A 20,645-nucleotide genomic window follows, 5' to 3' on the forward strand; every position below is an offset into this window, starting at 1 on the left:
TAACGTGGGCCATGAAGGCCTCCCTCTGGAAGTGAAGTCCTAGACAGCTCCACTCCACACCGGGAGGCCTTCACCTATCTACGGCTCGCCGTGCCCGATCGCACAACGTGACTGGGCATCACAACTAACCCGGCGTTACATCTGGACGGGCATGCGGCTGTCCCGCCTGCGGCTCAGCCGCTCCGGCGCCGCTGCGAGGCGGGGAGGACGTACGGCGCCAGGTCGTCGATGGACGTCCCGAACCGGCGGCACGTGTCGGACTGCTCCCGGTGCAGCCGCGCCAGTGCCGCCTGCCGACCCGCTCCGCAGTCGTACGAGGTGATGCGGGAGACGCCGAGCTTGAAGCCGCCGAGGAAGTCCTGGCGCTCCTTCTCCTTGCGCAGCACCTGTCTGGCCGCCGCTGGGTCCTCGGGGTACTTCAGCAGACCGTCGACCTCGAAGACGTGCCTGCCCACCCGCAGGTCGCACCAGGCCTCGCGGCGCCCGTCAGAGATGCCGAACTGGGCGTGCGGAACCCCGACGCCCAGCTCGAGCACGAGCTCGCGACCCACGGACTCGAGGTAGCTCTCAGCACCCGCGTCGGCGTGCTCGATGCACCAGCGCATCACCGTGCTCCCCGGCCAGCAGTGCATCCGTGCGAAGGCCTCCGCCAGCTCGTCGCGGGTCACGCCGAGCCGGAGCGCGGCGTCGCAGGCCGCGAGGCCGGCGGCCCGCCCGTGCTCGCGGGCCATGTCAAGGGCGGTTCGCGCCGGGTCCAGCAGGCGCAGTCCGGCGACCTGGACCACCTCGGCGCGGACGTACGGAGCACGGTGGTGCTTGATCCCGGCCCGCACCGCGTCGCCGTGCACCTTGGCCCGGCTGATGTGGATCAGCGCCGAAGCCGGCGCCGGGGCGCCCATCTCTAGCACGATCGAGGAGGAGTCGTGGCTGAACACGTACGACGTCGCCTGCAGGGTGAGGGTGGCGGCACGGATGCGCAGGAGTGGTCTCTCCCGGTAGGGCTCTGCGGCGTCCCACACCTCGCGGTCGGCGAGCACCCCGCGACGCACCGGGACCAGGCGCCCGGCGCGCACGAGGCGGCGTACGTCGCCCCGGTGCGGCACCAGCTCCAGTGCCTGCGCGTGGGTGATCAGGCCGTGCTGGCGCCGGAGGAGGGAGAAGGCGGGGAGGTACATGGGTCCAAGGCTCACCGGGCTGGCACCTGTCCCGCGACCGGGGCGCCGACCGCCTGTGGAAAGAGGCCGGCACCCGGCGCCTGTGGAGGATCGGTGGCCCGGTCTCGGGGCTCGGCTCCGTCGCCGGTTGCGGATGTAACGCCGGGTTCGTGCCTGTTCTACCTATGCTCTGCGGGGGTGCCTACAGGCACCAACCCGGCGTTGCAGCGGGGCCGGCGTAGGGACGGAAGGGCACGGCGCCCACCGCCACGCCGCGTGTCGTCCCCGGCCCCGCAGCCGGGGCGGGTTAGCGTGGGCACACGAACACGTGTTCGGACGGATCTGACGGGACGAGGTGGGACGACGTGCGGGTGCTCGGCATCGACCCCGGCCTCACCCGGTGCGGCGTGGGCGTCGTCGACGGCAGCATCGGCCGCCCGCTGACGATGGTCGACGTGGGCGTCATCCGCACCAGCTCCAGCCTCCCGATCGCGCAGCGTCTGGTCACCATCGAGCGCGGCCTCGACGCGTGGATCGAGGAGCACCGCCCCGACGCGGTCGCCGTCGAGCGCGTCTTCGCCCGCTCCGACGTCAGCACCATCATGGGCACCGCCCAGGCCAGCGGCATCGCCCTGGTGGTCGCGGCGCGGCGTGGCCTGCCCATCGCGCTGCACACCCCCAGCGAGGTCAAGGCGGCCGTGTCCGGCAACGGCCGCGCCGACAAGGCGCAGGTCGGCGCGATGGTGGTGCGCATCCTGCGCCTGACCGAGCTGCCCAGGCCCGCCGACGCCGCCGACGCCCTGGCCCTGGCCATCACCCACGTGTGGCGCGGCGGTGCGCAGTCCCGCCTCGACGCGGCGGTGGCCGCCAACCGACGACCTGTGAGGACCCGATGATCGCCTTCGTCCGCGGCGAGGTCGCCGCCGTCACGCTCAACAGCGCCGTGCTCGAGGTCGGCGGGGTCGGCCTCGAGCTGATGTGCACGCCCGGCACGCTCGCCACGCTGCGGGTGGGTCGACAGGCCATGCTGCCCACCAGCATGGTGGTGCGCGAGGACAGCCTCACCGTCTTCGGCTTTCTCGACGACGACGAGAAGCAGGTCTTCGAGATCGTGCAGACCGCCTCCGGTGTCGGTCCGAAGGTCGCCCAGGCGATCGTCGCGGTGATGAGCCCCGACGACGTACGCCGTGCCATCACGACCGAGGACGTCAAGGCGCTCACCCGTGTCCCCGGCATCGGGCAGAAGGGCGCCCAACGCATCATCCTCGAGCTCAAGGACCGCATCGGCCCTCCCGTCGGCGCCCACCCCTCGCCGGCCTCGCAGCCGGCCGGCGCTCCGTGGCGCGACCAGGTCCAGCAGGGCCTCATCGGCCTCGGCTGGTCGGCGAAGGAGTCCGAGAAGGCGGTCGAGGCCGTCGCGCCCGACGCGGGGGAGGCGCCCGACGTCGGCGCCCTCCTGCGCGCTGCGCTGCGCACGCTGAGCAAGGCGTGAGGTCCGGGCCCCGATGAACTGGGACGACACCGACGAGGACACCTACGACGACGTCGAGCTGAGCGAGGCCGAGATCGGCCACCTCCAGCGGCTCACCGACGCCGATGCCGACGGTGACGAGCGCGCCGTCGAGGCCGCACTGCGCCCGAAGACCCTGGACGAGGTGGTCGGGCAGGTCCGCGTACGCGACCAGCTGGGGCTCGTCCTCGAGGCGGCCCGCCGCCGTGGCCGGGCGCCCGACCACGTCCTGCTCTCCGGTCCGCCCGGACTGGGCAAGACGACGCTGGCGATGATCATCGCCGCCGAGATGAGCACCCCGCTGCGTCTCACCAGCGGCCCGGCGATCACCCACGCCGGCGACCTGGCCGCCATCCTCTCCGGGCTCAACGAGGGCGACGTGCTCTTCGTCGACGAGATCCACCGGATGTCGCGCCCGGCCGAGGAGATGCTCTACATGGCCATGGAGGACTTCCGGGTGGACGTGATCATCGGCAAGGGCCCCGGCGCGACCGCCATCCCGCTGGAGATCCCGCCCTTCACCCTGGTCGGTGCCACCACGCGCGCGGGCCTGCTCCCCGGGCCGCTGCGCGACCGCTTCGGCTTCACCGCCCATCTCGAGTTCTACGAGCCTCACGAGCTCGACCAGATCGTGCACCGCTCGGCCGGGCTGCTCGGAGTGCACCTCACCGTCGACGGCTCCAGCGAGATCGCGTCGCGCTCGCGCGGCACCCCGCGCATCGCCAACCGGCTGCTGCGCCGGGTCCGCGACTACGCCCAGGTCCGCGCCGACGGCGTGCTCAGCCTGCCGGTGGCGCAGGCCGCGCTGGAGCTCTTCGAGGTCGACGAGTCCGGCCTCGACCGCCTCGACCGCGCGGTCCTCGACGTCCTGTGCCGCCGCTTCGGGGGGGGACCGGTCGGCATCTCGACGCTCGCCGTCGCCGTCGGCGAGGAGCGCGAGACCGTCGAGGAGGTGGCCGAGCCGTTCCTGGTCCGCAGCGGACTGCTCGCGCGTACGCCCCGCGGACGCGTCGCGACGCCCGCGGCGTGGCACCACCTCGGGCTCACGCCTCCCGCGATGCCCACCGTCGACTCCACGCTCTTCGACGACGTGTGAGGCCTCGGGCCGGCGCCGCGTAGACTCCACGCGCTCCGTCCCCCACTCCTCAGGAGAGCCCCGACCGTGAACGACATCGCCGCCCTCATCCCCCTGGTGGCCATCCTCGCCCTCTTCTGGTTCATGGTGGTCCGCCCGCAGCAGCGCCGGCAGAAGGAGGTCGTGCGCCTGCAGGAGAGCATCCAGGTAGGCCAGCGCGTGATGATGTCGTCCGGCATCTTCGGCACCGTCGTCTCCCTCACCGACGACCGCGCCCACCTCGAGATCACCCACGGCACGGTCATCGAGATCGCCCGCGCCGCCATCGCGAAGGTCGACCAGCCCGTGGCCGTCGAGCCCGGCGAGCCCGGCGATGCCTGATCGGCGTACGGCCCAGGAGGCGCTCGAGCGCCTCACCGTGGACGTGCCGGACTGGCCCGAGAAGGGCGTGACCTTCAAGGACATCACCCCGGTCCTGGCCGACCACCACGCCTTCTCCGCGATCATCACCGCGCTCGCCGCGGCCGGTCGTGACGACCACGGCAACGTCGTGGTCGACAAGGTCGTGGGCATGGAGGCCCGCGGCTTCATCCTCGCCGCGCCCGTCGCGCTCGCGCTCGGCATCGGTTTCGTCCCGGTCCGCAAGGCCGGCAAGCTGCCGCGTGAGGCCCACGCGGTCTCCTACTCACTGGAGTACGGCGAGGCGATCCTCGAGGTCCACCGAGACGCCATCGGCGCGGGGGAGCGGGTGCTGATGGTCGACGACGTGCTCGCCACCGGCGGGACGGTGGAGGCCACCCGCCAGCTCATCGAGGCCTGCGGCGGCGTCGCCACCGGCGCGTCGGTGCTGATGGAGCTGTCCTTCCTCGACCCGCGCGCAGTCACCGGCGCCCTTCCGATCTCCACCCTGCTGACCGTCTGAGAGCGGTCACGGGGTCGTCGGCGCACGACTGCGCCACTGCCGTCACTAGACTGGGGTGATGGCTGAGGAGCAGGTGCCCACGCAGGAGCCGAAGGCGCCCCTGACAGCGCGCAGCATGCGCGCACGCCTGGCCCGCGTCGGGACCAAGCCGCCCTCGTCCAACCCGGTCCTGGAGCCGCTCTTCCGGGCGGTGCGGGCGAACCACCCGAAGGCCGACCTCGCGCTCCTCGAACGCGCCTACGCGGTCGCCGACAAGTGGCACACCGGCCAGATGCGCAAGAGCGGTGACCCCTACATCACCCACCCCCTCGCGGTGACCACGATCCTCGCCGACATCGGCATGACCGAGCCGACCCTGGTCGCAGCGCTGCTGCACGACACGGTGGAGGACACCCCCTACACGCTCGACGCGCTGCGGGCCGACTTCGGCGACGAGGTCGCCGTGCTGGTCGACGGCGTCACCAAGCTCGACAAGGTGCAGTACGGCGACTCGGCGCAGGCCGAGACGATCCGCAAGATGATCGTGGCGATGTCGCGCGACATCCGGGTGCTGGTCATCAAGCTCGCCGACCGCCTGCACAACATGCGCACGCTCCGTTACGTCCCGGCGGCCTCGCAGGAGCGCTCCTCGCGCGAGACCCTCGACATCTACGCCCCCCTCGCGCACCGCCTCGGCATGAACACGCTGAAGTGGGAGCTCGAGGACCTCGCCTTCGCCACGCTGCACCCGAAGATCTACGACGAGATCGTGCGGATGGTCGCCGAGCGGGCGCCGTCGCGCGACCAGTTCCTCGCCGAGGTGGTCGAGGACATCGAGGAGGACCTCAAGGGCGCGCGCATCACCGCGAAGGTCACCGGGCGCCCGAAGCACTACTACTCGATCTACCAGAAGATGATCGTCGGCGGCCGCGACTTCTCCGACATCTACGACCTGGTCGGCATCCGCATCCTCGTCGAGGAGGACCGCGACTGCTACAGCGCGCTCGGCGTGATCCACTCGCGGTGGAACCCCGTGCTGGGGCGCTTCAAGGACTACGTCGCGATGCCGAAGTTCAACATGTACCAGTCCCTCCACACGACGGTGATCGGTCCGCAGGGCAAGCCGGTCGAGGTGCAGATCCGCACCTTCGCCCAGCACCGTCGCGCGGAGTACGGCGTCGCGGCGCACTGGAAGTACAAGGAGAACTCCAAGGCCGGCGTCGACACCGACCGCCTCGGAGACAAGGACGACCTCACCTGGCTGCGCCAGCTCCTCGACTGGCAGAGCGAGGTCGAGGACCCGGGCGAGTTCCTGGAGTCCCTGCGCTTCGAGATGAACCAGCAGCAGGTCTACGTCTTCACGCCCCGCGGCGACGTCATCCCGCTGCCGGTGGGCGCCACCCCCGTCGACTTCGCGTACGCCGTCCACACCGAGGTCGGCCACCACACGATCGGTTCACGGGTCAACGGGCGTCTGGTGCCGCTGGAGTCGACGCTCGACAACGGTGACGTGGTGGAGGTCTTCACCTCCAAGGCCCCGACGGCCGGCCCGTCGCGCGACTGGCTCAACTTCGTGCAGTCACCGCGCGCCCGCTCCAAGATCCGCCAGTGGTTCACCAAGGAGCGGCGCGAGGAGGCGATCGAGCGCGGCAAGGACCAGATCGCCAAGCTCATGCGCAAGGAGGGCCTGCCCCTCACCCGGCTGATGACCCATGACGTGCTCGCCCTGGTGGCCGAGCACTTCCACCACGCCGACGTGTCCGCGCTCTACGCAGCGGTCGGCGAGGGCAACCTCAGCGCCCAGGCCGTCGTACGCCGCGTGATCGACCTGCACGGGGGTGACGACGGCGCGGCCGAGGACATGTCCGAGGCCGTCACGATCACCGGCCGCTCCCGCGCCAAGCGCTCCCCGACGGACTCCGGCGTCATCGTGCCGGGCGTCGACGACCTCTGGGTCAAGCTCGCCAAGTGCTGCACCCCGGTGCCGCCCGACCCCATCCTGGGCTTCGTGACCAAGGGCGGGGGAGTCTCGGTGCACCGCCGCGACTGCACCAACGCCTCGAGCCTGCTCGGCCAGCCCGAGCGGGTGCTGGAGGTCGAGTGGGCGCCGACGTCGCAGTCGACCTTCCTGGTCAACATCCAGGTCGAGGCCCTGGACCGGGCGCGCCTGCTCTCCGACATCACGATGGCGCTCTCCGACGCCCACGTGAACATCCTCAGCGCGACCCTCTCGACCACCCGCGACCGGGTGGCCAAGAGCCGGTTCTCCTTCGAAATGGCCGACGCCGCCCACCTCGACGGCGTGCTGCGTGCCGTACGCGCCGTGCCGGGCGTGTTCGACGCCTACCGCGTCACGTCCTGACCACCGCCGAGCGGGCACTTCCTCGCGCTGGAACACGGCGACCGGGCACTTCCTCGCGCTGTCAGCGCAACGAAGTGCCCGGTCGAGGCCTCTGGGCGCGAGGAAGTGCCCGCTCAGCCGAAGTCGGCGGCCGCCTTGCGTGCCATGTCGAGGAAGGCCTGCTTGTTGGCGAGCTCGGACTCGAGGTCCTTGGCGCGCTTGGTGTCACCGGCAGCGGTGGCCTTGTCCAGCTTGGTCTGCGTGTCTGCGATGCCCGCCTCGAGCTTGGCGATCATGTCGTCGGCACGCGCGGACTTCTCGGGGTCGCTGCGGCTCCACTGCTCGTCCTCGACCGCGCGGATGGCCTGCTCGACCTTGCGCATGCGGCCCTCGAGCTCCTTCATCCGGTCGCGCGGCACCTTGCCCGCGGCGTCCCAGCGGTCGGCGAGGTCGCGGAAGGCCTTCTTGGCGGCCTCGAGGTCCGCCCCCTCCGACTGCAGCAGCGGGACCAGCTTCTCGGCCTCGACCAGGATCTCCTCCTTGACCACGGCGTTCGCGGCGAACTCCTCGTCGAGCGCGGCGTTGGTCGCGTCGCGGGCACCGAAGAACGTGTCCTGCGCGCCGCGGAAGCGCTGCCAGAGCTGGTCGTCGACCTCGCGGGGGGCGGGGCCGGCGGCCTTCCACTCGCGCATCAGGTCGCGGTACTTGCCGGCCGTGGGACCCCACTCGGTCGAGCCCGACAGCGCCTCGGCCTCCGTGACCAGCCGCTCCTTGATGACTCGCGCGGAGTCGCGGCGCTCGTGCTCCTCGGCGAAGTGCGCCTTGCGGTGACGGGTGTAGGTCGTGCGGGCGGTGGAGAAGCGACGCCACAGCGCGTCGTCGGTGGCGCGGTCGAGGCGGGGGAGCTCCTTCCACGTCGCGAGCAGGTCGCGCAGGCGGTTGGCGCCGTTGCGCCAGTCGGTTCCGGCGGCGAGCTTCTCGGCCTCCGCGACCAGCTTCTCCTTCTCCGCCCTGGACTCCGCGGCCTTCTGCGCGCGCTCCTCCTTGCGGGCGGCGCGCTGCACGGCGATGACCGGGCCGAGCGCGTCGAGCCGCGCGGCGAGGGAGACGAGGTCGCCGACCGCGTGGGCGTCGACGACCTGCTCGCGCAGCGACTTCACCGACGACGCGGCCTCCTCGGGGGCCAGCCGGCCCGACGCGACCCGCTGCTCGAGGAGGTGGACCTTGCCCTCGAGCTCGTCGAAGCGCTTGGTGAAGAACTCCAGTGCTTCCTCGGGCGTGCCGGCCTCGTAGGAGCCGACGGAACGCTCCCCGTCGGCGGTGCGGACATAGACGGTGCCGTCCTCGGCCACCCGACCCCAAGGCATCTCAGCGGGGGCCGAATCGTCTCGGGACTGCTTGTCGGCGCTCATGGTCGCCCATCGTAGTCATGGCCCGCAGAGGCCTCGGTAGGCTTCCCACCCGAGGCGGGCACGACCACGCCCCACCGACCACCGACACGCGAGACAAGCAAGGACTGACGCCCGTGTTCATCGCCGGCTTCCCCGCCGGGCCCTGGGGGACCAACTGCTACGTCGTGGCGACGGGTCCCGGGTCCGAGTGCGTCGTGATCGACCCCGGCAAGGACGCCGCCGAGGGCGTCGCCCAGGTGGTGCGCGAGCACAAGCTCAAGCCCGTCAGCGTGCTCGTCACGCACGGCCACGTCGACCACATGTGGTGCGTCGCGCCGGTCGCCGGCACCTACGACGCCACCGCCTGGATCCACCCGGCCGACCGCCACCTGCTCAGCGACCCGATGGCGGGGATGAGCCGCGAGACCACGCAGATGCTGCTGGGCGGTGACTACTCGTGGGCCGAGCCCGACGACGTACGCGAGCTGGCGGACCTCGCCGAGCTCGAGCTGGCCGGCATGCGGTTCGTGGTCGACCACACCCCCGGCCACACCGAGGGCTCGGTGACCTTCCGCTCGCCGTACGCCCAGCAGGACGTCTCCGAGGTGATGTTCTCCGGCGACCTGCTGTTCGCCGGCTCCATCGGCCGCACCGACCTGCCCGGTGGCGACCACGCCACGATGCTGCGCAGCCTCACCGACAAGGTGCTGCCGCTGGCCGACGACATCGTGGTGCTGCCCGGCCACGGCGAGCAGACCTCGATCGGTCGCGAGCGCGCCACCAACCCCTATCTCCAGGACCTGTGATGAACACCCCACGACGTTCTTCTCCTCCGCTTCGCTCCTCCGAACAACGCCGCAGGGACCCCGCATGAGCAAGATCAGCCCGCTGAGCGGGTTTCCCGAGCTGCTGCCTGCGCAGCGTGCCGTCGAGCGCGAGGTCATCGCGTCGGTCTCGCGCACCTTCGAGCTGCACGGCTTCGCCAACATCGAGACGCGCGTCGTCGAGCCGATCGAGCGGCTGGCCAAGGGAGGTGAGGTCGACAAGGAGATCTACGTCCTCCAGCGCATCGCGGCCGAGCCCGACGCGAAGGCCGACCTCGGCCTGCACTTCGACCTCACCGTCCCCTTCGCACGCTACGTCCTCGAGCACGCCGGGCACCTTCAGTTCCCGTTCCGCCGCTTCCAGGTCCAGCCGGCCTGGCGCGGCGAGCGCCCCCAGGAGGGTCGCTACCGGCAGTTCACCCAGGCCGACGTCGACATCGTCGGGCGCGACGAGCTGCCCTTCCACCACGACGTCGAGGTGATGTCGGTGATGGTCGACGCGCTCGGCCGGCTGCCGATCCCGCGCGTGTCGTTCCAGTTCAACAACCGCAAGCTCATCCAGGGCTTCTACCGCGGCCTGGGCATCGACGACGTCACCGAGGCCATCCGCGTCATCGACAAGCTCGACAAGCTGCCCGAGGACGAGGTCGCCAGGCTGCTCGTCGAGCGCGTCGGCACCACGCCCGGGCAGGCACAGCGGTGCCTGGAGCTGGCGACCATCCGCGTGCCGGACACCTCGTTCGTCGAACAGGTCCGCGCGCTCGGGGTCAGCGACGAGCTGCTCGACCAGGGCCTCGAGGAGCTCGCCGCCGTGGTCGAGGGCTGCCGAGCCGTGGCCGGCGACCGCGTCGGGGTGGAGGCCAACCTGCGCATCGCGCGCGGCCTGGACTACTACACCGGCACCGTCGTCGAGATCTTCATGGAGGGCTACGAGCGCCTGAAGTCCGTCGGCGGGGGAGGGCGCTACGACGCGCTCGCCAGCGACGGGCGTACGACCTATCCCGGCGTCGGCGTCTCCTTCGGCGTCTCGCGCACCCTCGTCCCGCTCCTCGCCGACGGCGTGCTGTCCGGAAGCCGCCCGGTGCCGAGCGCCGTGCTCGTCGCGCTCAACACCGAGGACGAGCGGGCCGCCAGCACCGCGGTGGCCGCCGCGCTGCGTGCCCGCGACATCGCCTGCGAGGTCGCCCCGGAGCCGGCGAAGTTCGGCAAGCAGATCCGGTTCGCCGAGAGGCGCGGCATCCCCTTCGTCTGGTTCGTCCAGGCCGACGCCGAAACCGGTCAGCAGAGCCACCAGGTCAAGGACATCCGCTCCGGTGAGCAGGTCGACGCCGACCCCGCCACCTGGGCCCCGCCGGAGGCAGACCTCCGGCCGACCATCAACACCGAGGAGACCCCCAAGTGATCCGCACCCATGACGCCGGCGCCCTGCGCGTCGAGCACGTCGGCCAGACCGTGACGCTCGCCGGGTGGGTGGCGCGCCGGCGCGACCACGGCGGCGTGGCGTTCCTCGACCTCCGCGAGGCGAGCGGCGTCGTCCAGGTCGTGGTCCGCGACGAGGCGGTCGCCCACAGCCTGCGCAGCGAGTACTGCATCAAGGTGACCGGCGAGGTCGTGGCCCGCAAGGACGGCAACCAGAACCCCAACCTCGCCACCGGCGACATCGAGGTCGTCGCGACCGAGCTGGAGGTGCTCTCCTCCTCCGAGCCGCTGCCGTTCCCCATCGACGACGCGTCCGGCCACAAGGGCGGCGAGGTCGGCGAGGAGGCGCGCCTCAAGCACCGCTACCTCGACCTGCGCCGCTCCGGTCCCAACGCCGCGCTGCGGCTGCGCAGCAAGATCAACAAGGCCGCGCGCGACGTGCTCGACGCTCGCGACTTCGTCGAGGTCGAGACGCCCACGCTGACCCGCTCGACCCCCGAGGGGGCGCGCGACTTCCTCGTGCCCGCGCGCCTGGCGCCCGGCAGCTGGTACGCCTTGCCGCAGAGCCCGCAGCTGTTCAAGCAGCTGCTGATGGTCGGCGGCATGGAGCGCTACTACCAGATCGCGCGCTGCTACCGCGACGAGGACTTCCGCGCCGACCGCCAGCCCGAGTTCACCCAGCTCGACATCGAGATGAGCTTCGTGGACCAGGAGGACGTCATCACGCTGATGGAGGACGTCCTGGAGGCCATGTGGGCCCAAGCCGGTCACACCATCGAGCGGCCGCTGCCGCGGATGACGTACGCCGACGCGATGGCGAGGTACGGCTCCGACAAGCCCGACCTCCGGATGGGCCTCGAGCTCGTCGAGTGCACCGACTACTTCCAGGACACGACCTTCCGGGTCTTCCAGGCGCCCTACGTCGGCGCCGTCGTCATGCCCGGTGGCGGCAGCCAGCCGCGCCGTCAGTTCGACGCCTGGCAGGACTGGGCCAAGCAGCGCGGCGCCAAGGGCCTGGCCTACGTGACCGTCGCCGAGGACGGCGAGCTCGGAGGGCCGGTGGCCAAGAACCTCACCGACGCCGAGCGCGACGGCCTCGCCGCCCACGTGGGCGCCCAGCCGGGTGATTGCATCTTCTTCGCGGCCGGCCCGGCCAAGAGCAGCCGCGCGCTGCTCGGGGCCGCCCGCCTCGAGATCGGCCGCCGCGGCGGCATGCTCGACGACTCGGTCTTCGCCTTCACGTGGGTCGTGGACGCGCCGCTGTTCGAGCCGAGCTCGGACGCCGTCGCCAGCGGCGACGTCGCGGTCGGTGCGGGCGCCTGGACGGCCGTGCACCACGCCTTCACCAGCCCCAAGCCGGAGTTCGTCGACACGTTCGACACCGACCCCGGCAGCGCGCTGGCCTACGCCTACGACATCGTCTGCAACGGCAACGAGCTCGGCGGTGGGTCCATCCGTATCCATCGCGGCGACGTGCAGAAGCGCGTCTTCTCCGTGATGGGCCTGGGGGAGGAGGAGGCGCAGGAGAAGTTCGGCTTCCTGCTCGACGCCTTCAAGTTCGGCGCCCCGCCGCACGGCGGCATCGCCGTGGGCATGGACCGCATCGTGGCGCTGCTCGCCGGCACCGACTCGATCCGCGACGTGATCGCCTTCCCGAAGTCCGGCGGCGGCTACGACCCGCTCACCGCCGCACCCGCGCCGATCACGCCGGAGCAACGCAAGGAGGCCGGTGTGGACGCCATGCCGGAGAAGGGCGACGCCACCCCGGCCTGACAGCCACGCCCCGTACCACTGCGTCGCCGGCGCCCGCGCCGACCGCCACCGCGGTCGGGGCGGGCGCCGTCGACGTACGGGGCCGAGTGCCACAAGGACGGGCGTCGCTGGGGGCGCACGTGACAGGAACTTCCGTGCACGCGCTCCACCGGCGCAGGTTTCACCGCGCGGCGGGGGTGAACGCGTCGTAACTGGATCGTTACCCGTCGGTGATCGTCCCTGCGGTGCGGGTCACATAGAGTCCCGTCTCGGCGCTGGCCTCGGGGGACCCCCGGAGCGCGCCGGGACAAGTCCCGAACCAGATGGGGAGAGCATGTCGGCAGACACCGCAGGGCCGGAGACGCTGGGCTCGTTGAGCAACGAGCCCGCGCCGCAGGACCCCGACAGCCAGCAGGCGAAGGAGATCTCCGGCAAGTCACCGCTGCGGATCGCGCTGGGCCGCCTCGCCCGCGACAAGGTCGCCGTGGTCTGTGCCCTGGTGGTGCTGTTCTTCATCGTCTGCGCCGTCTTCGCGGGCACGATCAGCAACCTGTTCGGGGTCAGCCTCGACACCCCGCTGGCCAGCGCGCGGGTCGACGGCCTCAACAACAACCTGCCCAAGCCCGAGATGGGCCCGCCCAACGGCCCCTTCACGTGGGACCACCCGATGGGCGTGGCCCCGCGCACCGGGCAGGACAACATGGCCTACTGGCTCTACGGCTGCCGTGTGTCGCTCATGATCGCGACCACCGCGGCGATCATCGCCTCGATCGTGGGTGTCGTCGTCGGTCTGCTCAGCGGCTTCCTCGGCGGCAAGGTGGACAAGGTCCTGTCGTTCTTCATCGACATGTTCCTCACGATCCCGTTCCTGCTCGCCGCGCTGACCCTGGCGCCGATCCTCAACGAGCGGTTCAACACGGCCGACAACTACGCGACGATCCAGAAGTTCAGCCTCGTGGTCGTGCTGTCCGTGTTCGGCTGGATGGGCACCGCGCGTCTCATCCGCGGCGAGGTGCTCTCGCTGCGTGAGCGTGAGTTCGTCCAGGCCGCCCGTGTGATGGGCATGCCGACCTCGCGCATCCTCTTCAAGGAGCTGCTGCCCAACCTGGCGGCGCCCATCATCATCAGCGTCTCGCTGATGCTCCCTGCGTTCGTCGCCCTCGAGGCAGGCCTGGCCTTCCTCGGCATCGGCGTGACCGACGGCGTGTCGTGGGGGCAGATGATCCTCGACGCGGCGACCCCGGTCTACTTCCGCGACTACCCCCAGTACCTGTGGCAGCCGATGATCGGCGTCGTCGCCCTGGTGCTCTCCCTCAACCTCTTGGGCGACGCGATCCGCGACGCCCTCGACCCCAAGACCCGACGCTGAGCACTCCTCGGTCAAGGTCGCAGCACGTCGCCGGAGACGCCGTCCTCGGTGAGAACAAAAAGGAAAGGCTGGACAGCATGAAGCGGAACAAGCCGCTCGCGCTCGTCGCTGGCGCCGCTCTTCTGACCCTCGCTGCCTGTGGCGGCGGGTCGTCGGAGAACGGTGATGGCGATGGAGGCACGGACCGAGAGATCGGCGCACAGGAGGGAGGGACCAAGGACGAGACCCGTCAGGGCCCCGCTCCCGAGGTCGAGGGCGCAGCCGCCGGTGGCACCATCACGGTGTACCTCCCCGGCGACCCGGGCCCCGACTCGCTCGACCCCACCGGTGGTTGGTCCGTCACGGGCAACTCCATCCAGCAGGCGCTCACGAGCCGTTCGCTGACCCAGTACTCGCGTGACGAGGAGGGCCAGCCCGTCCTGGTTCCCGACCTCGCCACCGACCTGGGCACGGCCAACGAGGACTTCACCGAGTGGACCTTCACGATCCGTGAGGACGCCACGTGGGAGGACGGCAAGCCCGTCACCGCCGAAGAGGTCGCGTTCGGCATCTGCCGCTCGCTCGACTCCGAGGCGTTCCCGTCGGGTCCCGGCACCGAGTACTCCAAGACGTACTTCGCCGGCGCTGCCGACTACGAGGGTCCCTACACCGGCAAGGACCCCAACTGCGAGGCCTACGACGGCATCACCGTCGAGGGTCAGGACATCACCATCGCGATGGAGACGCCCTTCCCGGACATGGACTACTGGGGCTCCTTCATGGCGATGGGCCCGGCCCCGCTCGGCAACGCCTCCAAGCCGCCGAACTACGGCAACCAGCCGCTGTCCAACGGCCCCTACAAGATCGCTCCCGGTGGCTACAAGCCCAACGAGGAGCTGCGCCTGGTGAAGAACGAGCAGTGGTCGGCCGACTCCGACCCGGCCCGTCACCAGTACGCCGACGAGTGGGTCTTCAAGTTCAACCAGGACCAGGCCAAGGTCGACGAGATCATGCTCTCGGACAACTCCGACAGCCAGACCGCCGTCGCCACCTCGCTCGGTTCGGGCAACTACAACGACGCCAACTCGCAGCTCGGCGAGCGCCTCGTGCAGCAGACGTCGCAGTGTGTCTCCACGCTGACGCCTGACTACACCAAGATCACCGAGATTGAGGTCCGCAAGGCCCTCGCCTACGCCTACCCCTACGAGGACGTGTGGATCTCGGGCGGTGAGGTTCCGGGCGTGACCCGTGACTACGCCAACTCGATCATGCCCCCCGGCATGGCGGGCAAGAAGGACTTCCAGGTCGACGGGGAGCAGATCAAGTACGACCCCGAGAAGTCCAAGGAGCTCCTGGCCGAGGCCGGCTACGGCGACAAGCCCTACGAGATCACCATGGTCTACTACGAGGTCGACCCGCTGGCCAAGGACGCCCAGGACCAGATCACCAAGGGCTTCGAGGCCGGTGGCTTCTCCGTCAAGGCCATCCCGGTCCAGGAGTCGCCGTACAACATCTGGCTCGACCCCGACAACAAGGTCAACAAGCAGCTCAACCTCCGTGGCGTCAACTGGTGCTCGGACTGGCCTGCCGGTTCGACCATGCTGCCGCCGCTGCTGAAGGGTGGCGCTGTCTACAACACCGCCTTCTTCGACGAGGCTGCGATCAACGACGAGATGGACAGCATCGCCACCCTCCCGCTCGAGGACCAGGCTGCTGCCTGGGGCGACCTGGACGAGAAGATCATGACGGACTTCTTCCCGATCATCCCGACCGCGTTCCGCAACGACCTGTTCGTCTTCGGCACCAAGATCGGCAACCCGACGGGCGATGGCTCGATCGGTGCGCCGAACTACAAGGACCTGTTCGTCATGCAGTGATCCTGGTGCTCCTGTCCGGGTCCTCGATGACCCGGTGCGCGGAGCGCCACCCAGCAACAAGTAGCAACCACTGACGGGTGGGGGCTCCCGAACCCGGGAGCCCCCACTCGCCAGCCCGGACCCCAGTAGGCTGTCGTGCCTCGGGGGTCCGACTCATCCACCATCCCCGGAGAGTGATCTGCGATGTTCGCGTATGTCGTGAAGCGGCTGATCTCGGGAGTCCTCGTCGTGGCCTTGGTCTCGATGGCGATCTTCCTGTTGTTCTGGTACGGGCCTTCGAGTCCCGCCCAGACGGTCTGCGACCGAGAGACCAGCAACCGGTGCGGCGACCGCATCGAGATCTACGAGCGCACCCTCGGTTACGACAACCCCGTCTACGAGGAGTACGGCAAGTTCGTCAAGGGCGTCTTCGTCGGTCGCACGATCACCGTCGCCTCCAACGAGTACGAGTGCACCGCGCCGTGCCTCGGCCTGAGCTTCGTCACCAAGCAGCCCGTGAAGGAAGCGCTGGTCGATCGCATCCCGGCAACCTTCTCCGTGGCCATCGGTGGCGCCTTCCTCTACCTCCTCTTCGGCATCCCCATCGGTGTGGCCGCAGCGCGACGCCGCGGGACGCTGACCGACAAGGCCCTGGTCTCGAGCTTCCTGTTCATCAGCTCGATCCCCTACTACCTCTTCGCGCTGCTGACCTGGCTCTACCTCACGATCACCTTCGAGATCCCGTTCTTCAGCAACACCGGCTACTTCTCGCCGATCACCGAGGGTCCGTGGGCATGGTTCAGCGGCCTCTTCCTGGCCTGGGTCGCGCTGGGCATCTTCGGCTGCACCCAGTACACCCGTTTCACCCGTGGCGCGATGGTCGAGGCGCTCAGCGAGGACTACATCCGCACCGCCAAGTCCAAGGGCCTGCCGACGCGCACCATCGTCTACAAGCACGGGCTCCGCGCAGCGCTGGTGCCGGTCGTCACCATCTTCGGCATCGACTTCGGCACGCTGCTCGCCGGCACGATCTTCACCGAGCGGATCTTCGAGATCCAGGGCATCGGCTGGTGGAGCCTGCAGGCCGTGCAGAACAGGGACCTTCCGGTGGTCATGGCGACCGCGCTCTTCAGCGCCGTCGTCCTGATCATCTCCAACCTGCTCGTGGACATCGTCTACAGCGTGCTCGACCCGAGGGTGAGGCTTTCGTGACCAGCGTTCCCATGACCCAGTCCGCCGTGAGCGAGGGCTCCGCGAGCGAAGGTCCCCTCCTCGTGGTCGAGGACCTGAAGGTCACGTTCCCGACCGAGGACGGTCCGGTGACCGCGGTCAGCGGCCTGTCCTACTCGGTCGAGCGGGGCAAGACCCTCGGCATCGTCGGTGAGTCCGGCTCCGGCAAGTCCGTGTCGAGCATGGCCGTGATGGGCCTGCACGACGCGAAGTCCGCGCAGATCTCCGGTTCCATCCGGGTCGGCGGCACCGAGGTCGTGGGCCTCGGCGAGTCGAAGATGCGCGCCCTGCGCGGCAACTCGATGGCGATGATCTTCCAGGACGCGCTCGCCGCGCTGCACCCGTTCTACAAGATCGGCAAGCAGCTCGAGGAGGCCTACCTCGTCCACCACTCGAGCGCGTCGAAGCGCGACGCCCGCCGCAAGGCGATCGAGATGCTCGACCGGGTCGGCATCCCGCAGCCCGACCGTCGCGTCGACGACTACCCGCACCAGTTCTCCGGCGGCATGCGCCAGCGCGCGATGATCGCGATGGGCCTCATCAACGACCCGTCGCTGCTGATCGCCGACGAGCCCACGACGGCGCTCGACGTGACGGTCCAGGCGCAGATCCTCGACCTGCTCCAGGACCTCCAGCGCGAGTTCAACTCCGCGGTCATCATCATCACCCACGACCTCGGCGTCATCGCCGAGATGGCCGACGACGTGCTCGTGATGTACGCCGGTCGCTGCGTGGAGTACGGCACGGTGAAGCAGATCCTCACCGCGCCCGAGATGCCCTACACGTGGGGCCTGCTCTCCAGCGTGCCCGACGTGCTCGCGTCCACCGACGCGCGCCTGATCCCCATCCCCGGCAACCCGCCGAGCCTGCTTCGGCCGCCTTCGGGCTGCTCGTTCCACCCTCGCTGCGTGCACTCCGACAAGGTCCCCGGTGACCTGTGCCGCACCGAGCTGCCCCCGTTGCTGCCGGCGAGCGTCGGCGCGGCCCATCTCCGGCGCTGCCACCTCGCCGACCCCAGTGCGGTCTACCAGTCCGAGGTGCTGCCGGAGATCGCCCCCGACCTGGTCGAGGAGACCCGATGACCCAGGACCCCAACGCCGACGCCCAGGTCGCTCCGACCGAGGTCGGCGCCAACGCCGCCGAGTCCGGTGAGCGTCAGCTCGCCCCCGAGGTGAGCGACGCCTACTCCTCCCACGAGGTCCCGGGCTCGGGCCGCCATCACTCGGTCTCCGAGCTGGGCCACGCGGCCTCCACGCTCGACCCCGACGCGCCGGCGGTGCTGACGGTCGACAACCTCAAGATGTACTTCCCGGTCCGCTCCTCGGGCGTCGTGCGGCGCACCATCGGGCACGTGCAGGCCGTGGACGGCATCTCCTTCGAGGTGCCCAAGGGTGGCTCGCTGGGCCTGGTCGGGGAGTCCGGCTGCGGCAAGTCGACGACCGGTCGCCTGATCACCCGGCTCTACAAGCCGACCGGCGGCTCGATGATGTTCGAGGGCAACGACCTGGCCAAGCTGTCCAACAAGGAGATGAAGCCACTGCGTCGTGACGTGCAGATGATCTTCCAGGACCCCTACACCTCGCTGAACCCGCGTCATACCGTCGGCACGATCGTGGGTGCGCCGCTCGAGGTGCACAAGATCGTCCCTAAGAACCAGGTGCTCTCGCGCGTCCAGGAGCTGCTGGAGGTCGTGGGCCTCAACCCCGAGCACTACAACCGCTACCCCAACGAGTTCTCCGGTGGCCAGCGCCAGCGCATCGGCATCGCCCGCGCGCTGACGCTCAACCCCAAGGTCCTCGTCGCGGACGAGCCGGTCTCGGCGCTCGACGTGTCGATCCAGGCACAGGTCGTCAACCTGCTCCAGGACATCCAGCGCGAGTTCGACGTGGCCTTCCTCTTCATCGCCCACGACCTCGCCATCGTGCGTCACTTCTGCCCCGAGATCGCCGTGATGTACCTCGGCAAGATCGTGGAGATCGGTGACCGAGAGACGATCTACAGCCGTCCGCACCACCCCTACACGCAGGCGCTGCTCTCCGCGGTGCCCGACGTGAAGCAGGCGGCTGTGGGCGGTCGTCGTGAGCGCATCCGGCTCGAGGGCGACGTGCCCAGCCCCATCAACCCGCCGTCCGGCTGCCGGTTCCGCACCCGTTGCCAGTTCGCCCAGGAGATCTGCGCGAAGGTCGAGCCACCGCTGCTGCAGATCGGCAAGCGCCACAAGGTCGCCTGCCACTTCGCCGGCGAGCTCGGCGCCCACCCGGCCGCCCCGGTCACGACCGACCTGCTCGGTGTCGACGACCAGGGCAGCCCGGTCCCGGGCGCCACGCCCAGCAACACGCAGCTGACCATCCCGGGCTACGAGAAGACCTGGTACGACCTGCACACCAAGCAGACGACCGGCGTCTGAGCCCGCCCGCCGTGCCGCTCGCGGCACGGGGGATACTCACCGACGTGGACGGCTTGTTCGAGATCTCGGGCGCGGGGCAACCCGCGCCCGGATCCATGTCCGGACCCGGCAACCCGGGAGCCGGCTCGCTGGGTGCCAACACGTTCGCGTCCGCCCCGCTCGCGGTGCGGATGCGACCGCGCACCATCGACGAGCTGGTCGGTCAGCAGCAGCTGCGTGCCGCCGGTTCTCCGCTGCGGCGCCTCATCGAGGGCGACCAGTCGATGTCGCTGCTGCTGTGGGGGCCGCCCGGGACGGGCAAGACCACGATCGCGGCCATCGTGAGCCAGCAGACGCGCCGACGCTTCGTCGAGGTGTCCGCGGTCGCGGCCGGTGTCAAGGAGGTCCGCGCCGCCATCGACGGCGCCCGCGCCGAGCTGGTCCGCAGCGGTCAGGAGACCGTGCTCTTCGTCGACGAGGTGCACCGCTTCACCAAGGCCCAGCAGGACGCGCTCCTGCCGGGGGTGGAGAACCGCTGGGTGACGCTGATAGCGGCGACCACCGAGAACCCGTTCTTCTCCGTGATCAGTCCTCTGCTCTCGCGAAGCCTGCTGCTGCGTCTGCAGTCGCTGACCGACGACGACGTGGCCGAGGTCATCGACCAGGCGCTCGCCGACGAGCGCGGCCTGGCCGGCGAGACCGGTCTCGACGAGGAGGCCCGCGCCCACCTCGTCCGCCTCGCGGGTGGTGACGCGCGCCGGGCCCTGACCTACCTCGAGGCCGCGGCCGGGGCAGCGACCAGCAACGGCCTCGACGCCATCGACCTCGCCACCGCCGAGACCGCCGTCGACCAGGCCGCGGTGCGCTACGACCGCCAGGGCGACCAGCACTACGACGTGATCTCGGCCTTCATCAAGTCGATCCGCGGCTCCGACCCCGACGCGGCGCTGCACTACCTGGCCCGGATGATCGAGGCGGGGGAGGACCCCCGCTTCATCGCTCGCCGGCTGGTGGTGCACGCCAGCGAGGACATCGGGCTCGCCGACCCGACCGCGCTCCAGGCGGCGGTCGCGGCCGCGCAGGCGGTCCAGCTGATCGGGATGCCCGAGGCCCGGATCAACCTGGCGCAGGCCACCATCCATCTCGCGATCGCGCCGAAGTCCAACGCCGTCATCGCCGCGATCGACGCCGCGATCTCCGACGTGAAGGCCGGCAAGATCGGGCAGGTGCCGCCGCACCTGCGCGACGCCCACTACGGCGGCGCGAAGGACCTGGGCCACGGCAAGGGCTACGCCTACCCCCACGACGAGCCGTTCGGGGTCGTCGAGCAGCAGTACCTCCCCGACGTGCTGGCCGACGCGACCTACTATTCACCGACCAGCCTCGGCGCGGAGTCCGCGGTCCGGGAGCGCTGGGAGCGCGTACGCCGCATCGTTCGCGGCTCGTGAGGGAACAGGG

The 20,645-nt window shown here is 70.2% G+C and carries 17 protein-coding genes; 15 read left to right on the forward strand and 2 right to left on the reverse strand.

Translation table 11 applies throughout. The annotated features are described in order from the left end of the window. Positions 1 to 173: 173 nt before the first annotated feature. Complete coding sequence (locus K4G59_RS13960) at positions 174 to 1,175, reverse strand: type IV toxin-antitoxin system AbiEi family antitoxin domain-containing protein (RefSeq protein WP_231251680.1); 1,002 nt, start codon at positions 1,173 to 1,175, stop codon at positions 174 to 176. 344 nt (positions 1,176 to 1,519) lie between these two features. Here K4G59_RS13960 and ruvC point away from each other — a divergent pair, with 344 nt between their 5' ends. The 6 genes from ruvC (at position 1,520) to K4G59_RS13990 (ending at position 7,002) form a co-directional block, all read left to right on the forward strand. Further along, positions 1,520 to 2,050: a crossover junction endodeoxyribonuclease RuvC gene (gene ruvC / locus K4G59_RS13965; protein WP_231251681.1), complete on the forward strand. Its 531-nt coding sequence runs from the start codon at positions 1,520 to 1,522 to the stop codon at positions 2,048 to 2,050. Next, the gene (gene ruvA / locus K4G59_RS13970) at positions 2,047 to 2,646 is read left to right on the forward strand and encodes a Holliday junction branch migration protein RuvA (RefSeq protein WP_231251682.1); all 600 of its coding nucleotides are present in this window, start codon (positions 2,047 to 2,049) and stop codon (positions 2,644 to 2,646) included. The genes ruvC and ruvA overlap by 4 nt, the downstream gene beginning before the upstream one ends. Positions 2,647 to 2,659: 13 nt before the next feature. Beyond that, positions 2,660 to 3,760, forward strand: coding sequence for a Holliday junction branch migration DNA helicase RuvB (gene ruvB, locus K4G59_RS13975; RefSeq protein WP_231251683.1), 1,101 nt, complete (start codon positions 2,660 to 2,662; stop codon positions 3,758 to 3,760). 66 nt (positions 3,761 to 3,826) lie between these two features. Then, the gene (gene yajC / locus K4G59_RS13980; RefSeq protein WP_231251684.1) at positions 3,827 to 4,120 is read left to right on the forward strand and encodes a preprotein translocase subunit YajC; all 294 of its coding nucleotides are present in this window, start codon (positions 3,827 to 3,829) and stop codon (positions 4,118 to 4,120) included. After that, the gene (locus tag K4G59_RS13985) at positions 4,113 to 4,661 is read left to right on the forward strand and encodes an adenine phosphoribosyltransferase (protein WP_231251685.1); all 549 of its coding nucleotides are present in this window, start codon (positions 4,113 to 4,115) and stop codon (positions 4,659 to 4,661) included. The genes yajC and K4G59_RS13985 overlap by 8 nt, the downstream gene beginning before the upstream one ends. Positions 4,662 to 4,719: 58 nt before the next feature. Continuing rightward, positions 4,720 to 7,002 carry a RelA/SpoT family protein gene (locus K4G59_RS13990; protein ID WP_231251686.1) on the forward strand — a complete coding sequence of 761 codons (2,283 nt, stop codon included), beginning with the start codon at positions 4,720 to 4,722 and terminating at the stop codon, positions 7,000 to 7,002. Between the two features lie 113 nt (positions 7,003 to 7,115). Here K4G59_RS13990 and K4G59_RS13995 read toward each other — a convergent pair whose 3' ends face one another. Beyond that, the gene (locus tag K4G59_RS13995; RefSeq protein WP_231251687.1) at positions 7,116 to 8,393 is read right to left on the reverse strand and encodes a DUF349 domain-containing protein; all 1,278 of its coding nucleotides are present in this window, start codon (positions 8,391 to 8,393) and stop codon (positions 7,116 to 7,118) included. Positions 8,394 to 8,506: 113 nt separating this feature from the next. On the opposite strand from K4G59_RS13995, the gene K4G59_RS14000 reads away from it, so the two are divergent. From K4G59_RS14000 to K4G59_RS14040, 9 genes are all read left to right on the forward strand, one after another. Beyond that, positions 8,507 to 9,178, forward strand: a complete 672-nt coding sequence (locus K4G59_RS14000) for an MBL fold metallo-hydrolase (RefSeq protein WP_231251688.1) — start codon at positions 8,507 to 8,509, stop codon at positions 9,176 to 9,178. A gap of 64 nt (positions 9,179 to 9,242) precedes the next feature. Then, a complete protein-coding gene (gene hisS, locus K4G59_RS14005; RefSeq protein ID WP_231251689.1) occupies positions 9,243 to 10,598 on the forward strand; it encodes a histidine--tRNA ligase in 1,356 nt (451 codons plus the stop codon). Beyond that, positions 10,595 to 12,388 (forward strand): aspartate--tRNA ligase, encoded by a 1,794-nt coding sequence (aspS, locus tag K4G59_RS14010; RefSeq protein ID WP_231251690.1) that lies wholly within the window; start codon positions 10,595 to 10,597, stop codon positions 12,386 to 12,388. Before hisS ends, aspS begins: the two co-directional genes overlap by 4 nt. Positions 12,389 to 12,701: 313 nt before the next feature. Further along, positions 12,702 to 13,736: an ABC transporter permease gene (locus K4G59_RS14015; RefSeq protein ID WP_231251691.1), complete on the forward strand. Its 1,035-nt coding sequence runs from the start codon at positions 12,702 to 12,704 to the stop codon at positions 13,734 to 13,736. 77 nt (positions 13,737 to 13,813) lie between these two features. Further along, entirely contained in the window at positions 13,814 to 15,592 is a 1,779-nt protein-coding gene (locus K4G59_RS14020) for an ABC transporter substrate-binding protein (protein WP_231251692.1), read from the forward strand. A 183-nt stretch (positions 15,593 to 15,775) separates the two neighbouring features. After that, a complete protein-coding gene (locus tag K4G59_RS14025) occupies positions 15,776 to 16,783 on the forward strand; it encodes an ABC transporter permease (RefSeq protein WP_231251693.1) in 1,008 nt (335 codons plus the stop codon). A gap of 11 nt (positions 16,784 to 16,794) precedes the next feature. Further along, positions 16,795 to 17,883 (forward strand): ABC transporter ATP-binding protein, encoded by a 1,089-nt coding sequence (locus K4G59_RS14030; RefSeq protein WP_231251863.1) that lies wholly within the window; start codon positions 16,795 to 16,797, stop codon positions 17,881 to 17,883. After that, positions 17,880 to 19,208 carry an ABC transporter ATP-binding protein gene (locus tag K4G59_RS14035; RefSeq protein ID WP_231251694.1) on the forward strand — a complete coding sequence of 443 codons (1,329 nt, stop codon included), beginning with the start codon at positions 17,880 to 17,882 and terminating at the stop codon, positions 19,206 to 19,208. The genes K4G59_RS14030 and K4G59_RS14035 overlap by 4 nt, the downstream gene beginning before the upstream one ends. Positions 19,209 to 19,303: 95 nt before the next feature. Then, a complete protein-coding gene (locus K4G59_RS14040) occupies positions 19,304 to 20,635 on the forward strand; it encodes a replication-associated recombination protein A (protein WP_231251864.1) in 1,332 nt (443 codons plus the stop codon). The last annotated feature ends 10 nt before the right edge of the window (positions 20,636 to 20,645 follow it).

Source organism: Nocardioides furvisabuli (genome assembly GCF_021083185.1).
In the GTDB taxonomy this organism is placed as follows: Bacteria; Actinomycetota; Actinomycetes; order Propionibacteriales; family Nocardioidaceae; genus Nocardioides; species Nocardioides furvisabuli.